The organism is Eleftheria terrae (genome assembly GCF_030419005.1).
Taxonomy (GTDB): domain Bacteria; phylum Pseudomonadota; class Gammaproteobacteria; order Burkholderiales; family Burkholderiaceae_C; genus Caldimonas; species Caldimonas terrae.
On sequence record NZ_CP106952.1, the window covers coordinates 451,937 to 467,162 of the forward strand.

A 15,226-nucleotide genomic window follows, 5' to 3' on the forward strand; every position below is an offset into this window, starting at 1 on the left:
TGGGGAGGGGTGGGTATGCAGGGTGCCCGAGCCGTCTGCCCGGCTCCTCTCGGAGGCGGTGCGCTGCAGGGAGAGGCGGTGAAGCGTCCCGCCGGAGCCGGCCCGGCGGCGACGCAAGACGTCCTTGAAGCCGGGCAGTGGAGCAGGCAAGCGCCCACCGCCGGCGTGCGGCGGGCTGCCTGGAGGGCCGTCCCGGGCCCGCGGCTCAGGGCGGCGGACCGGCCGCAAGCCGCTCGTGTGCAGCAGAGGCTGGGGCCATCAGGCCCTCGTCGCGGTGCGCCGCCGCCAGTGGCGGGTGCCAAGCAGCGCGCCCAGCCCGAGCAGCGACAAGACCGCACTGGCCGGCTCGGGCACCGGCGTCAAGGTGCCAACGACGCTGCCATCGTCGACGCTCGCGTCCAGCGATTCGGTGCCGTCCACCTCGTTGCTCACCGAATCGTCGTCGACGTCGACCGTGCCGGTGCCGGTTTCACTCGAGGGCGGTGTGGTGTCGTAGTCGATGGTCGTGTCGCTGCTGCCTTCACCCTCTGCGGTACTGGTCAGCCAGAAATAGATCACGACGCCGATCGCGATGGCCGGCAGCAGCGGGACGCGTGCCTGTTCCTCGCCCGCCCGGCCCGCAAAGCTGTCGGAGCCAAAGCGGATGAGCTCCGAGCGGGTGCCGGCGTAGGCGTGCCGGTCGGCGTCGTAGTGCCATTGCATCGACCCCGACGAACCGAAGCGCTGCCCGCCGATGTGGCCGTTCATGCTGATGTCGAGCTGGAAGGCGGTCTCGCCCACCGACGTCACCTGCCCGGAGTAGCCCATGGCGAAGGGCTGGCCGCTCACGACGCCGGTGGTGGTGCTGGAGAAACCGTCTGCCGAGTAGCTGCCCCTGAAATCGAGGGGTGCGCCCCAGCCGGAAAACTGCCGGGTGCGCCGCAGTGCTTCCGCGGCCCAGCTGGCGGACTCTGCCATGGCGGCCAGGTTCAAGGTCTCGAGGCTGCTTACCGGCACGGCCTGGGCCGTGTGCTGCCCGGCCAGGGACAGCGCAGTGACGATGGTCAGAAGGCCAGTTGTTGTTCGGCGGGTGGATGGCACGTCGTACTCCTTAAAAGCGTTGTCGTGCGCCTGCCCGGCTCGAAGGACAAACGGGCAAGTCGCCCACGTCAACATAGGCCATGGCCCGGTGGTCACGGCCAGCTTCGGTAACGTCGTGCAACCGCGCGCCAGGGGCGCGCGCGGTCCGGTCGCCATGGCACCGGTGCACGCGCGCGGCGGTGGAATGCGTGTGCGGCCAGCCGTACGGGCTGTGCGCAGGGGCCTCGAGTCAACCGTTCTTGAAGAGTCCCCGGTCCACCATCCGCTTCAGTCGCGCCGAGCGCTGGGCGGGCCGGTAGACACCGGCCTCGACGGCCGGCGCGAGCGGGAACCGGTCTTCCTCGGCCAGGCCATCGTCACCCGGCGGCGCTACCGCGGTGGGCTCCCGCGATGCATCGAGGGGCGGCGGGCTGTCCTCGTCCACCACATCCAGCAGCACGGGTACACGTTCGGGTTGTGGCGGGCGGTGGCGCGCGATGGCGGGCGCAGGCACGTCGCCGACGGTGGTGGAGGGGGGCAGGGGCAATGCAGCTTCGCCAGCGCGGTCGGGCGCGGTGCTGCCCGGCATGGCGGCGCCGGCCGGTCGTTCCCCCCGGCGCCCTGCCTTGGCAAAAACTGCATCGGCCGGTGCCCGCGGGCTGCCTACGGGCGCCGCTTCGGCCGGCGCCGCGGCAGGCTGGGCAGGCGCAGGCTGGGCAGGCGCAGGCTGGGCAGGCGCAGGCTGGGCAGGCGCAGGCTGGGCAGGCGCAGGCTGGGCAGGCGCGCTCACGGCCGCCTGGCGGGCGGCCGTGACGCCCGGTGCCGGCGCGGTGATGGACGCACCACCGTGCATCCGCACGGCCTCCCACACCAGGCCCGAGGCGGCGAGCTGGCGCAAGCGCTCCTGCCGCGCCTGCGGCCGCTCGATGGCATGCAGTCCTTCGTAGAGCTCTGGATAGACGTCGCTGTCGATCTCCAGCTGCAGGCGGATCACGGCCATGGCAGGCTCCCGCAAGGCCCGGGCTTCAAGCCTGCTCGGTCATGGCCTCGCCGATCATCTGGAAGCCGCGGACATTGGCCGCCATCGAGTCCGGCATCACGAACACCGGGATGGACGGGAAACGCCGGCTCAACACGTCGCGGTAGCGGGCCGGGTGCCCGCCCACCAGCACGATGAGGTCGATGATCTCGTAGGCATCGCGCAGGCCGTCGATCATGCGGTTCAGCGAGTCCTCGATCACGCTCATGATCTGCGGCTCGTACTTGGCCAGGTCGTGCGCCACGCCGGTGAGCTTGACCGGCTGCTTGAGCCGCAGCGCCTCGTTGATGCGCGGCGCCACCGCGGGGCCCAGCGGCCGGCCGATGTCGGCCGCCAGCGAATCCTGCACCGCGCGGATGACGCGATGGCGGCCGGCGTCGGAGGCAGCACCACTGGCACGCGGGTTGATGCTGCCTTGCTGGATCAGCAGCCAGTCCAGCGTGTGCTCGCCCGGGTCCACCATCAGCACCGAGAGTTCGTCCATCTCGTCGATGGAGGCGAGCGGCTGCAGGGCACCGCCAGTGGCCTTGATCACCTGGTTGAGCTCGTCCAGGTGCTCCTCCAGGGCGGCATAGCCCCCCATCGGCTGGGCCTGCACGATGACCTTGCGCACCTCGATGGTCTTGCCATCGCCGATCTCCACCGCGCGTTCGTAGGTCTGGCGCAGGTAGTCGCGGCGCTTGGAGTCGTTGTACTGGTTCACCGGCAGCCCCAGCACCAGCACGTCGATGGCGGTGTCACCCGCCTCGGCCATGTAGCGCAGCGCGCCCTTGGTGAGCGCTTCATAGATCGCGCCCTTGTAGAACTCGTCCGTCACGTCGCGGCCGAAGCTGCCGCCGGCCTGCGCCAGGCCGACATCGCGGCCCACTTCGTACTCGGCACCGTTGGCCGGCACGTCGAAGGTGTCGCGGCGCCGGGTGCTCAGGCTGCGCACCGCGCTCACATCGGCCGGAATGGCCATTGAAGGAAAGGACGAGAAGGTGATGCCGCCCTCGGCGGGGAGGCTGAACTTCACCAGGCCGAAGCCCACGTCGATGGCGCGGACCACCGGGGTCGATGCGGGGGTGCTGTCCTGCTGCTCGCTGTGCACTTCCCGCAATTTGGCAGGGTTGGATGGGGCCATGGTCACCTCATTGGTTGCGCAGGTCGGTCGTGGTGTCCTGCAAGGGGGACTGTGACCGCTTGCTAGCAACCAGGATGCCTTGTGGGTCTTGCGCACCCGGCTCATGGCGCTCCCCGCTTGCAGCGGCGCGACGGAGGCCGGCACCCGGGAGAAACCCGGCTGTGGAAAACGCACGCAGGCCCGCAAGAATCGCCGATCCGTGGCGGTGCGCTGCGACGGCTCGGTCACCGGCTGTCGCCGGGATCGGCGGCATCTTCTACAGGCCGAGCAAGCACGGCTCCCGACGTCTGGCGCGACGAGGCGGCCGGGACGGCCGGTGCGGCCGTCTTGCGGCGCACCGGCCGGCCCCGGCGTGACCGGCAAGCTGACGCCGCCGTTTTCCCACCGTTTCCCCGCTGTTTCCCCGCCGTTTCCTATACTGCGGCGCCAGCCGACGGCCGGCCGATGAACCACGGCGGGCTGGCGGTCTCCCCAGCGCCGCGCCCACTGCGCGGCAAGCCCGTCCCGAGGACCTGCATGAATGCGACCCACTATCTCGTCATCGACTTCGAAGCCACCTGCTGCGACCAGGGCACGGTGCCGCGCGGGCAGATGGAAATCATCGAAGTGGGGGCGGTGATGGTGGAGGCCGGCGGGCTGGCGATCGTTGGCGAGTTCCAGCGCTTCGTGCGGCCGGTTCGTCATCCCCGGCTCACCGACTTCTGCACCCAGCTCACTTCCATACGCCAGCAAGACGTGGAGGCGGCGCTCTCGTTTCCGGCGGTGATGGACGAGTTCAAGGCATGGCTGCGCCCCTACCGCATGTTCGTCTTCTGTTCCTGGGGCGACTATGACCGGAAGCAGCTGGAGCAGGACTGTGCCTTCCATCGCGTGCCTTGCCCGATCCAGGCGCCGCACCTGAACGTCAAGCAGCTGATGGCCGAGCGCCAGCAGCTGCGCAAGCGGCCGGGGCTTGGCGAAGCGGTCCGCCTGGCCGGGCTGCAGTTCGCGGGCACGCATCACCGGGGCATCGACGACGCCCGCAACATCGCGCGGCTGCTTCCCTACGTGTTGGGTGAGGCCCGACTGGGCGGTGCGGCGGCCGCCGCGAGGTGAGGCGGCATGCAGCGCCAGGGGCGGGCGGTCGTCCTGGCGTCCACCAGCCGCTCCTGCACCCCAGCGCATGGACCGACACCGGTCCTGCGCGGGCGCGCTGCGCCCGTTCTCACCGAGCCGCTGGCATGTCGAGCGCACCGCAGCAACTGGCGCCTTCCAGCCCGGTTGGCAGGCACCAGCCGCCGCCCACGCGGGCGACCGCGCGCTGGACGATGGCCAGCCCGAGGCCGGAGCCGGCCTGGCCGCGGCCTTGCACGCCGCGGTAGAAGCGGTCGGATACCCGCTCGCGCGCTTCGACAGGAAGGCCGGGCCTGTCGTCTGCGGCGAGCCACGCCAAGTGCGCTGCGCTGCGTCCCGATGCGCGTCGCTGGCGCGGCCGTGGCGTGAGGTGGCCACCCGCGCTGCGTCTGCGTCCCCGGTCCGTGCCGACGCTCATGCGCAGGAGCGGAAGGCCGGGCGGTGATGCACGGCCAAAGCGCTTCGGGTGCTAGGCCGCCTGCGCGACCTCGCTGGCGAAGCGCAGCCGGTTGCCGTCGGGGTCCTTGAGCAGCATCTCGCGGGTGCCCCAGGCGGTGTCCTCCGGCCCGTCGGTGGGCAGCACGCCGGCGGCCCGGAACGCCCGGAAGCAGTCATCGACATCCGGCACCCTGAAGTACACCGCGCCGCCCACTTCGCAATCCCCGCTGTGCTCGGTCAGGAAGAGCGTCTGGCCTTGCCGCGTCAGCTGCATGAAGAGCGGAAAGCCGGGCTCGAACTGATGGGTCCAGTCGACGCTGAATCCCAGGCCGTCCACATAGAAGCGAAGGCTGGCCTGTGCGTCCGTGATGCGCAATTGGGGAATGACGGTCTGAGGGGGCATCACACTCCTTGAGCGGCTGGGTTGCGGGCGGTCGAAGTGTCGCAAAACCAGCCGGGTGCGGCAATCGGCGGCGAGCACCTGCGAACAGGTTGCCACCACTGCCAGAGGACGGCCCGCCGGCGCCGGGCGCGGCTGCCGCCGACCGGCTCACGACAGCCGCCGAGGCTGAGCTACCATGCCCGGCGGTTGAGGGGACCTCATGAATCCAAGAATCACTCGGCGCACCGCCCTGCTGTGCGGCCTGGCCTGTGCCACACCGGCATGGGCTTTCGATCGTGTGGCGGCGGGCCGCCGCTACCGGGACTGGCTGCGTCGCCTGCATGCCGAACTGGCGCAGCTGGACCGCGAGCTGCCGCGCGCACAAGCAGTGGCGCCGGCCGATGTGGATCGCTTCTGCGTCTCGTCCATCGTGCCTGCCTCGCGGGCCTCCGGCACCATCGCCCAGCTGCTCAGCGAGGCGCGCCGGCATGGTGCCACCTCGCGCAGCGGCGAGATCGTTTTTCTCGGCAGCCTGCGTGTGGTGCTCGGCCTGCTCGGCGCCTCGATGCCGGCCGGCCAGGGCGGCCGGTTCCCGGAAGCGGCCGACAGTGCCTTTGCCGGCACGGCCTTGAATGCCTGGTACATGCATGTGCATGCCGGGGAGGCACTGGAGCGCTACTTCGGAGAAGGCGGCCGCTTCCAGCCCTACCGCCTGCCGCAGGACGGCGAACTGGTGCGCGACGCCTACCCCTTCCTGTTGTTCGACGACCGTGAGGCGGCCCTGCGTTTTGGCGGTTTCTCGAGCGAGTGGTGGGGCGCGGTGGAAACGCTCTACCACCGCCAGTTCATGTGAAAGGGGCAGGACGATGCCGATGTGGGGCCTGAGGAAGACACTGTGGTCGAGCGGCCTCCTGCTGCTGGTGGCCAGCCTGCCTGCGCATGCCGCGCTCTGCAACCCGGCCGATGCCGCACCTGGTGCGGCGCCGCCCAGGGCGTGGCAAGTGTGGCAGGCGGGCGAGGCCGAGATGGCGGTGGGCGAGCATCTGCTGGGCCGGCAAGGGCAGCGGGTGAAGGTGGACACGCTGTCAGAGCCGCAGGTGATCATGGAGGGCCGGCGCATGCGGCTGGCGCCGCTGTGGCCTGAGCAGGTGGACTGGCCTGCCTACCAGCCCGACGAGGTCCGCGTGCAGCCGGGCAGCCTCTTGTACTTCGAGCGGGACGCCGCTGGCGCGGCACGGCTCTGCCGGGTGGACGAGCTGGGGCTCAGCGCGGCTTTCGAGGAGCGCCGGGCCGATGCGCCAGAGCCGCTCGTGCCGACCGCCGACGACCTGCAGCTGGTGGCCACGCAAACCTTCCGCTACGACAGCGAGGGCCGGCTGCTCGGCGTCATGCAGTGGCGGCGCGAGGCCGCCCGCCAGGCGCCCTGGCAGCTGCAGGCAGCGCATTGCTTCGCCTACGACCCGCTGGGCGGCCTGGCGGCGCTGTGGCAGCCCAGCGAAGGCGCTTGCGCGCTGGCCATCCCCGCTGACGCTCGGGCTCGCCATGTGTACGACGCGCAGGGGCAGCTGCTGCGCAGCATCACCGTCGAGCCCCGCATGGAAGAGCTGGATGGCCGCTACGAACTGGTCGAGCATCCCGTGGTCACGGTCCTTGGGTCGCAAGGCGAGATCCGGGCGGTCTATACCGAGGACGCTGCCCGCAGGCCCTATCGTCGCCCGCTGGCGTCGGGCGAGGCCAGCGACGCGCTGCGCGAGGTGTGGGTGATCGGCTCGGCGGCCGGGCTCAACCTGCGCTGGATCGACGAGGGCCTGCCCGCGGCCGGGCGCGACTGGCGCATGGTGGCCATCTCGGCCGACAGTCCGCAGCCGGTGCTGGCCGCCTTGGGCAATGAGGGGACCGTGCTGGCCCGCGGCCGCACCGGCAAGCAGGGCGAGATCCGCACGGGCAAGGCGGCAGCGGCCGTCTGGCGTGCCATGCAGCAGCCCGGGCAGTGGGTGGTGCTGGTGTCGATGTCGACGATCCTGCTGACGCCGGAACTGCCGGCCTCGCTGTGGCAGGCCTGCCTGGACCCGGAACAGCGGACGGCTGCCGCCTGTCCCTGAAGGGACGCAGCGGTCGGGGCGGCCGCGGCGGCGTGGCGGCCGCGGCTCGCGCATCGATGCCGATGCCGATGCCGATGCCGATGCCGATGCCGATGCCGCATCCCCGCGCTGCGGCGCTGCCGCGGGTGCGCGTTGCAGGCGCGTGCTTCAGGCACTGGCGCTCGGGCCGGTACAAGCGCGGCGCCTGCACCGAACAGGGGGCAGGGCCCCGGCTTCGAGCGCGGCTGCGTTCGTGGGCCGGGCGTCGGGCCTGGAGCGAGGGTGCCGCCCATCGGCGGAGCGGCCCGGTGCGTCGACGGTCCGCGCTGAGGTGAGGCCTGGCAGCGACGCCTCAACAGCGCGCCACAGTGACACGTGAAAGACCGAGCCCGGCTTCAGCGCCGCTGGCTCGACCTTGTTTCCGCAATGAGCTGGCCCGGTCCCGTGCCTCGATATCGGCTTGCAGTTGCCCGCATTGCCGTTCTTCATCCGGAGTGCCGCGGCAGTCGGCGGGCAAGCGCCGCGGCTGGCGGTTCGCAAGCCGGCTGGGGCCCCAACCGCGCGCAGATCGCCCGTACGCACTCACTTTGTGCATTCGACTGCCTAAACGGTGTCACATACGAGACAGTCGGTATTCCATTTGCGCGCATTACGCACCTAGTAAGTGCGTCAGTCCCGAATTGGTGCGCGAAAACCTAGACTACGCCCCGCTCCTGCGGCCGCTGGAGAGCCGGTGCGTCGGGCAGCGCATGCGCTGCTGCCGACGGGCACAACGACACACCGGCGCTCCCATCCCTGTCTTCTCTTCGAACCCTCACACCTACCTACCATCATGTGGAACCGACTGAAGTGGATGCTTTTGGCCCTTGCCGCCCTGGTGGCGACCCCGTTGCCCGCCATGGCGCAAGAACCCGCGGCAGCAGCTGCCTCCGCCGATGAGGCGATGTACTACATCGTGACCCGCCCCGATCTGCGGCGTTGCGCCTTCCCGATGTGCGGCGGCTACTTCGTGCGTGCGGTCAACAAGCCGCGCACCCAGTGTGCCGACGGCAGCTGGCAGGCCGAGTGCCATGCGGCCGTGCTCGACACGGCGCCGACGCGCTGGAGCGAAGGCGAGCGTGCGGCCTTCCTGCTCAAGTTCGGCCAGGGCCATGCGCTGGTGCGCGGCACCCTGGCCGCCGTGCGGCAGGAAGGACTGCCGTGGATCGTCCCCACGCTGACGGCCACCGAAGGCTGGGAGGGCCAGGTCCAGCGCGCAGGCGGCGGCGCGGTCTACCGTGTGCAAGACAACGGCATCCGCTGCATCACCCACCCTTGCCCGAGCATCGAGCAGCAGGCCTTGAACTTCGTGGCCAAGCGAGCCATCGCCGGCGTCGAACTCGACAAGGCGGGAGCCTCGGCCCAGCAGACCGCCGAGGGGGTGCAAGCCCTGTCGGCGCCCGGCCTGCTGGTGGCCGGCCGGCATCGCACGGTGAGCGGTCCGGGCGGCGTGCGCGACGTGCTCGTGGCCACCGAGTTCTACCTGCAGCGACTGGCGCAACTGCCCGCCACCCCGCGCGCCTGCGGCGGCAAGGCCGGGGCAGCGGCCTGTGGGGCGGGTGAGTTCTGCGATGCGTCGCTGCCCAATGCCTGTGCCGCCGGCAGCGTGGCAGGTGCCTGTCGCACGGTGCCCGACGTCTGCATTGCACTGGCCGATCCGGTCTGTGGTTGCGACGGCGTGACCTATGGCAATGACTGCGAGCGTGCCGCCGCGCGCGTGCAACTGGCCCATCGCGGTGCCTGCGAGGGCGCCGCACCCACCGCCGCGCCCAGCAAGCGCCGTTGACCGGAGTCGCGCAGACTGCTCCTGACACGAGCCGTCCTTGATCCAGCGCGTGGACGCCTCGAGGCGTCCACGCGCTGGTCTTTCTTGCGCCCCTTGCCCCGCCTGGCCTGTTGGGTAGCCCCGGTGCCGTCGTCTGGACGCCGCCGGGCGATGGCCGCGGCGTGGCCAGCCATCTGGTGGAAGACATCCGCCATGCGCGCACGGTGCAAGGCCGCAAGGTCATCCTCTCGGTCGTGGCGCCGGCAACGGCATGAGCTTTCCCGACCGGGCCAAGGCGCAGGCCGTTGTCAACAGCGTGGCGGTCTTGTGAATCCGGCTCGGCGGCTTCGACGGCCTCGACTGGAACACCTATGCGCGCACGGTGCAGGGCCGCAAGGTCATCCTCTCGGTCGGTGGGGCCGGCAACGGCATGAGCTTTCCCGACCGGGCCAAGCCGCAGGCCGTCGTCGACAGCCTGGCGGCCTGATGCACCCGGCTCGGGGGCTTCGACCGCGTCGACTGGAACACCTTCGAGGCCGGCCAGGCACCCGACACGGCGGAGAGGATCTGGATCAGCCAAGAGCTGAAGCGGCGCTGTCCCGGCTTCATCATCACTTTGCCACCGGCGCCGTGGAGCGCGTGCGACCAACGCTTCTGCCAGGCCATGGTGCAGGCCGGTGCCATGGCCTACGCCGCGCCGCAGTAGCACGACGGCCCCGCGCTTGCCGACCCGGCCTATGGCGCCGAGAACATCCGCACCGGGGTGCGCCTGCTGGGTGAGGAGCCGGTGGTGGTGGGCTTCGGCGTGGCCGATGCACCGAACGACATGCGCATCGACCAGGCGGCCGGCGCCCGGAGGCAGGTGAAGGCCGAACACCCGGGCCTGCGCCGCAGCTTCCACCGGCAGATCCATACCGACGAAAGCCAGGGCTGGCCCTTCGCCACCACGATGCAGCCCTTGACCAGGCCTTGATCTCGCAAGGGCAGGCCCTGCGGGGTTTGCCCTGGCCGGGGTGGTCGAGCCGCGCAAGTGACGCACCACCCGCGGTGCCACCCGTTCGCTGCGCACGATCTCCATCTGCCCTGCTCGACGGCCAGCGCGGTGCATGGAGACCGCGCCACGGCTTGCCGGCACCGCGCGGGCCGCCGCCGGTCGGGCCAACCCTCCCCGATCTTGGCCAGGCCGCCTGTCTGGTCTTCTGCGCCGGCGACGTGGCGCCGCCGCAGGCCAAGGCCGTCCCATGAATAGAGGCAACGCCGCTTCAAGCGCTGGGCGGGTCGACGCGGCAGGCAGCCGCCTGCAGGTGCCCTCATGGCGGCATGCGAGAGCGACCTCGCGCACCGGGCGGCCGACTGCTCGCCGAGACGATGTCGCGGCCCTCGATGGCGGCCTTCGCATGCCGCGCACCGGCCTGCGGCCCGAGCGGGCCACGAGCTCGGCGCGGGGCGGTTCCTGCCGCGTGAATTCCGACCGTGGCAGCTGCCACGACCTCCACCCCACCCGTGCGACAGCGCACATCGGCCAGGCCGGCGCGCGATCCCAAGCACGCCACAAAGTGCACGAAAACCGGAGAAGCGCTGCACAACGCCCTCAATACCGCGCCGGGGATGCCGTTGATGTCGCATGTAGGCCCCGCGGGCGCAGAGCCCGCCGTGAGGCTGCCATTTGTCGTGGTTGTTGCTGCTGCTACCCAGCGGCAGTCAAATCGATTTCAGAGTATCAAATGAATATCGCAAACCTGAAGATAGGTTCCCGGTTGGCCCTGGCCTTCTCGGTCGTGATCGCACTGCTGCTGGTGACCCTGGCGGTTGGCATGACGGTGGTGGATCGGCTTGGTGCCGTGATGGACAAGGTGGTGGACGACCGCTACGCGCAGATCGCGCTGAGCAACACCATCAAGTCGTATGGCGACAAGGGCGTCATCACGATCGGCCGCATCCTGCTGTCCAACACGCCGGAGCAGGTCAAGAAGCACACGGACGACTACGCCGCCATCCGCGCTGCGAACACCGAGAACCTGTCCAAGCTCGAGAAGCTGCTGAACACTCCCGAGGCCAAGGCCATCTTCGAGGAGCAGACCAACGCGCGCAAGGAATACGGCGCCGTGGTGCGCAAGGTGTTCGACCTGATGAAGGCCGGCCAGCGCGACGAGGCCATGGCGGTCTACCAGAACGAGATGCCGGCGCCCCAGGCGCGGTATTACGCGCTGATCGACAAGATGGTCGACCTGCAGGCCAACAGCATGGTGTCGGACGTGACCGGCGCCCGCCAGAGCTCGGGCCGCGCGAAGTTCCAGATGGTCCTGGCGTCGCTGGTGGCCATGCTGCTCGGCGTCGGCACCGCTTACTACATCACCAAGTCCATCACCCGCCCGATCCAGCGCGCCATCGACCTGGCGGAATCGGTCGCGGCCGGCAACCTGACCCATCGCGTGGAAGTCGAGGGCAAGGACGAGGTGGGCCGCCTGATCCAGGCGCTGCAAAGCATGGTGCAGAGCCTGCACGGCATCGTCTCGCAGGTGCGGGTGGGGGCCGACACCATCGCCACCGCGGCGCATGAAGTTTCCCAGGGCAACCTCGACCTGTCGGCACGCACCGAGCAACAGGCCAGTGCGCTGCAGGAGACGGCTTCCGCGATGGAGCAGCTGACCTCGGCCGTGAAGAACAGCGCCGACGGTGCCAGCGAGGCCAGCAAGTCGGCCATCTCGGCCTCCGAGATCGCCGCCCAAGGCGGCCAGGTGGTGGGCCAGGTGATCGACACCATGGGCTCCATCGCCAGCTCGTCCAAGCGCATCGTCGAGATCATCGACGTGATCGACGGCATTGCCTTCCAGACCAACATCCTGGCGCTGAATGCCGCCGTCGAGGCGGCGCGTGCCGGCGAGCAGGGCCGTGGCTTCGCGGTCGTGGCCGGCGAAGTGCGCAGCCTGGCGCAACGCAGCGCCCAGGCGGCCAAGGAAATCAAGTCGCTCATCGACGCCTCGGCCGCCCAGGTCGACCAGGGCAGCAAGATGGTGGAGCAGGCCGGCGCGACGATGCAGCAGGTCGTGACCAGCATCCAGCAGGTGAGCAGCATCGTGGCCGAGATCAGCGCATCCAGCCGCGAGCAGAGCATGGGCATCGAGCAGGTCAACGCCGCCATTCTGCAGATGGACGACTCGACCCAGAAGAACGCCGCCATGGTGGAACAAGGCACCGCCTCCGCGCGTGCCATGCATGACCAGGCGAAGGAACTGACCGACGTGGTCCGCGCCTTCGCGCTCTGACCCTCGCCATCCAGTCCTGACCGGCTGCGGCGCGATCCGCAGCGGTCCCTGTCCCGGGTGGCAGGCAAGACATCCGCCGGGCGACCTGCCCGGCAGCCTCGGTGGGCCCGTGAGCTTCTCCCGAAGGGAAGGCACGGCCCGTGAACGGGCCCTCGCCACGGCGGTGCCGCAGCCTTGCGGCGCCGGCGCGGCGCAGACCGCCCATGGAGCTTCGGCTCCACTTTTCATTTGGTCCAGCAGACCCATGTCTACAGATACGCTTATCGCAGGTGCGGCGGCGGGCGCTCGCCATGCCCTCATCGAACAGCAGGCGCAGCCGGCAGATCATGCCCTCGCCGGTCTTCGTCCGCAGGTGCGGCGCTTCATCGAGGCACACCGCCGTGACGGCCACCGCCATGCCGTGCTCGACCCGCTGGGTGCATCCCAGCCGCTGGATGCAGAAGGCCTGTCGCTGGCCGGCTTCGGCCTGTCGGCCGATGAGCCGGTGGCTGCAGACGGCAGCGCCTGGCAGGGCGCGCGCACCGTGCAGGAGCTCGACCGGCTGCTGAAGGGCGCCTACTGCGGCACGCTGGCGCTGGATGCGTCGGCGGTGCGCGACGACGATCGCCGTGAGTGGCTGCAGGCCCGCATGGAAGCCGCTGTCAGCCAGCCCGAACGCGGCGGCAAGCGCTTGCTCGACCGCCTGGTGCGTGCCGAAGCGTGGGAGCAGTTCGTGGCCGGGCGCTTTCCTGATGCCAAGCGCTTCTCGCTGGAAGGTTGCGAAGCCCTGGTGCCGCTGCTGGATGCGCTGATCGAGGAAGCCGCAGCGCATGGGCTGGGCGAGATCTTCATGGGCATGCCACATCGGGGACGGGTCAATGTGCTCGTCAACGTACTCGGCATGTCGCCGGCCGACGTGCTCGACTACTTCGACCCGGCTTCGCCCCACCCCGAGCGCCACCGCGACCTGGTGTACCACCTGGGCGGCTCGCACCGGGTGACCACGGAGCGCGGCGAGGTGGCCGTCACCCTGGCCTACAACCCCTCGCACCTGCAGAGCGTGTACCCCGTGGTGACGGGCATGGCGCTGGCCAGCCGGACGCTGGCACCGCCTGCGCAGCAGAACCGCGCGATGGCCCTGGTACTGCATGGCGACGCGGCCTTTGCGGGCCAGGGCGTGGTGATGGAGACGCTGGCGCTGACGCAGAAGCCGGGCTACTCGGTGGGCGGCACGGTGCACGTGATCATCAACAACCAGGTGGGCTTCACCGAACTCAACCTGATGAGCGCCGCACGATCGCGCTACTGCACCGACGTGACGCGCATGGTCGACGCGCCCGTGCTGCGCGTGAATGCCGACGCGCCCGAGCAGGTGCTGCGCGCCGCCGCCATGGCGGTGGAGTACCGCACCGTCTTCGGATGCGACGTGGTCATCGACCTGATCGGCTACCGCCGCCTGGGCCATTCGGAGCACGACGTGCCGGCGCTGACCAACCCGGGCGGCCATGCCAGGACGCAGCACAAGCCTTCGGTGGTGGCCTTGTATGGTGCCGCCCTGGTGGCGGCCGGCGTTGCCTCGCAGGACGAGATGGCCGCCTACCTGGTGGCCCGCCAGTCGGCCGCCGTCGCCGCCTTCAGCGACAAGCGCCGCAGCGCACCGGCCGAGGCGCAGCCGCTGCAAGGCACGGCCTCGGTGCCCTTCACGCACAGCGCGCTCCAGCAGGCCGTGGCCGCCATGACGCGCCTGCCGCAGGGCTTCGAGCCGCACCCGCAGGTTCGCAGCCTGATCGAGCGCTGGAAAGCGACTTCGAGCGACATGCAGGCCCCGGCGGATTGGTGCTTCGCGGAGAACATGGCCTATGCCTCGGTGCTGGGCGCTGGCGTCGATGTGCGGGTGTCGGGGCTGGACGTGCAGCGCGGCACTTTCATGCACCGGCATGCCGCCTGGCACGACCAGGCGCAGCAGGCCGGCGAGGGCGCGCCCTTCATCCCGCTGCAGCACCTGGGCGCCGCGGCGCGCTTCGACGTGGTGAACTCGGTGCTGTCCGAAGAGGCGGTGGTCGGCCTCGAGTACGGCTACAGCGTGCAGGCTTCGCGCGCGCTGACGATCTGGGAAGCGCAGTTTGGCGACTTCGTCAACGGCGCGCAGGTGTTCATCGACCAGTACATCAGCGCCGGCGAAGACAAGTGGGGCTACCGCTCGGCCCTGGCCATGCTGCTGCCGCATGGCCATGAAGGCGTGGGCCCGGAGCACTCCAACGCGCACCTGGGCCGCTTCCTGTCGCTGTGTGGGGAGCACAACCTGCGGGTGGCATATCCGTCGACCTCGGCCCAGATGTTCCACCTGCTGCGCCGCCAGGCCTTCTGTGCCGAGCGCAAGCCGCTGGTGGTGATGACGCCGAAGGTCAAGCTCTACAAGGAGCCGGGCTCGCACTCGCCGCTGGCGCAGCTGCTCGCAGGTGACTTCCAGCCGGTGCTGGACGACGAGCAGGTGAGCTCTCCCGAGGAGGTGACGCGCGTCGTGCTGTGCAGCGGCAAGCTGCACTACCAGCTGCGCCGCGGGCAGCTCCAGCATGTCTGCGCCGAGGTGGCCCTGCTGCGAGTGGAAGAGCTCTATCCCTTCCCGGCGGAGACCCTGGCCGCGATGCTGGCACGCTACCCGCGGTTGCGCACGGTGGTGTGGGCGCAGGAAGAAAACCTGTACCACGGTGCGTGGTCCTTCGTGCGCGACGACCTGGCCCGTGCCTGCCCGGCCGGTGTCGAGCTGCAATGCGTCTCGCAGCCGAATACGGCGTCGGGTGCCACCTCGTCCTATGCGGTGCACCACCGCCAGGAGGCGGCGCTCGTCGAGCGAGCCCTTGGCGTGCAGGGGCCGCAGCAGGGCTGAGCGGCTGTCGGCCGGAGTGAGCGCGCCTCACCGGCCGCGCTTCGCCGGGCGTCGG

Annotated in this window: 12 protein-coding genes; 7 read left to right on the forward strand and 5 right to left on the reverse strand. The window is 70.2% G+C overall.

Translation table 11 applies throughout. The features are described 5' to 3' along the window. Positions 1-258: 258 nt before the first annotated feature. The 3 genes from N7L95_RS26140 to N7L95_RS26150 all read right to left on the reverse strand — a co-directional run bounded on the left by N7L95_RS26140 (position 259) and on the right by N7L95_RS26150 (position 3,221). Entirely contained in the window at positions 259-1,080 is an 822-nt protein-coding gene (locus tag N7L95_RS26140) for a PEP-CTERM sorting domain-containing protein (RefSeq protein ID WP_301260557.1), read from the reverse strand. Positions 1,081-1,309: 229 nt separating this feature from the next. Next, on the reverse strand, positions 1,310-2,059 hold the full coding sequence (locus tag N7L95_RS26145) for a hypothetical protein (protein WP_301260558.1): 750 nt from the start codon (positions 2,057-2,059) through the stop codon (positions 1,310-1,312). 25 nt (positions 2,060-2,084) lie between these two features. Beyond that, positions 2,085-3,221 (reverse strand): ParM/StbA family protein, encoded by a 1,137-nt coding sequence (locus N7L95_RS26150; RefSeq protein WP_301260559.1) that lies wholly within the window; start codon positions 3,219-3,221, stop codon positions 2,085-2,087. Between the two features lie 516 nt (positions 3,222-3,737). Here N7L95_RS26150 and N7L95_RS26155 point away from each other — a divergent pair. After that, positions 3,738-4,316, forward strand: a complete 579-nt coding sequence (locus N7L95_RS26155; RefSeq protein ID WP_301260560.1) for a 3'-5' exonuclease — start codon at positions 3,738-3,740, stop codon at positions 4,314-4,316. A gap of 109 nt (positions 4,317-4,425) precedes the next feature. On the opposite strand, the gene N7L95_RS26160 is transcribed toward N7L95_RS26155, so the two are convergent. Further along, on the reverse strand, positions 4,426-4,653 hold the full coding sequence (locus N7L95_RS26160; protein WP_301260561.1) for a sensor histidine kinase: 228 nt from the start codon (positions 4,651-4,653) through the stop codon (positions 4,426-4,428). Between the two features lie 150 nt (positions 4,654-4,803). Beyond that, positions 4,804-5,175, reverse strand: a complete 372-nt coding sequence (locus tag N7L95_RS26165; protein ID WP_301260562.1) for a bleomycin resistance protein — start codon at positions 5,173-5,175, stop codon at positions 4,804-4,806. Positions 5,176-5,374: 199 nt separating this feature from the next. Here N7L95_RS26165 and N7L95_RS26170 point away from each other — a divergent pair, with 199 nt between their 5' ends. The 6 genes from N7L95_RS26170 (at position 5,375) to N7L95_RS26195 (ending at position 15,171) form a co-directional block, all read left to right on the forward strand. Next, positions 5,375-6,007 (forward strand): hypothetical protein, encoded by a 633-nt coding sequence (locus N7L95_RS26170; protein WP_301260563.1) that lies wholly within the window; start codon positions 5,375-5,377, stop codon positions 6,005-6,007. Between the two features lie 19 nt (positions 6,008-6,026). Continuing rightward, a complete protein-coding gene (locus tag N7L95_RS26175; RefSeq protein WP_301260564.1) occupies positions 6,027-7,256 on the forward strand; it encodes a hypothetical protein in 1,230 nt (409 codons plus the stop codon). A gap of 877 nt (positions 7,257-8,133) precedes the next feature. Then, entirely contained in the window at positions 8,134-9,060 is a 927-nt protein-coding gene (locus tag N7L95_RS26180; RefSeq protein WP_301260565.1) for a Kazal-type serine protease inhibitor family protein, read from the forward strand. Positions 9,061-9,802: 742 nt separating this feature from the next. Further along, positions 9,803-10,012: a hypothetical protein gene (locus N7L95_RS26185; protein WP_301260566.1), complete on the forward strand. Its 210-nt coding sequence runs from the start codon at positions 9,803-9,805 to the stop codon at positions 10,010-10,012. 751 nt (positions 10,013-10,763) lie between these two features. After that, a complete protein-coding gene (locus N7L95_RS26190; RefSeq protein WP_301260567.1) occupies positions 10,764-12,305 on the forward strand; it encodes a methyl-accepting chemotaxis protein in 1,542 nt (513 codons plus the stop codon). A 244-nt stretch (positions 12,306-12,549) separates the two neighbouring features. Next, on the forward strand, positions 12,550-15,171 hold the full coding sequence (locus N7L95_RS26195) for a 2-oxoglutarate dehydrogenase E1 component (protein ID WP_301260568.1): 2,622 nt from the start codon (positions 12,550-12,552) through the stop codon (positions 15,169-15,171). Positions 15,172-15,226: the final 55 nt, after the last annotated feature.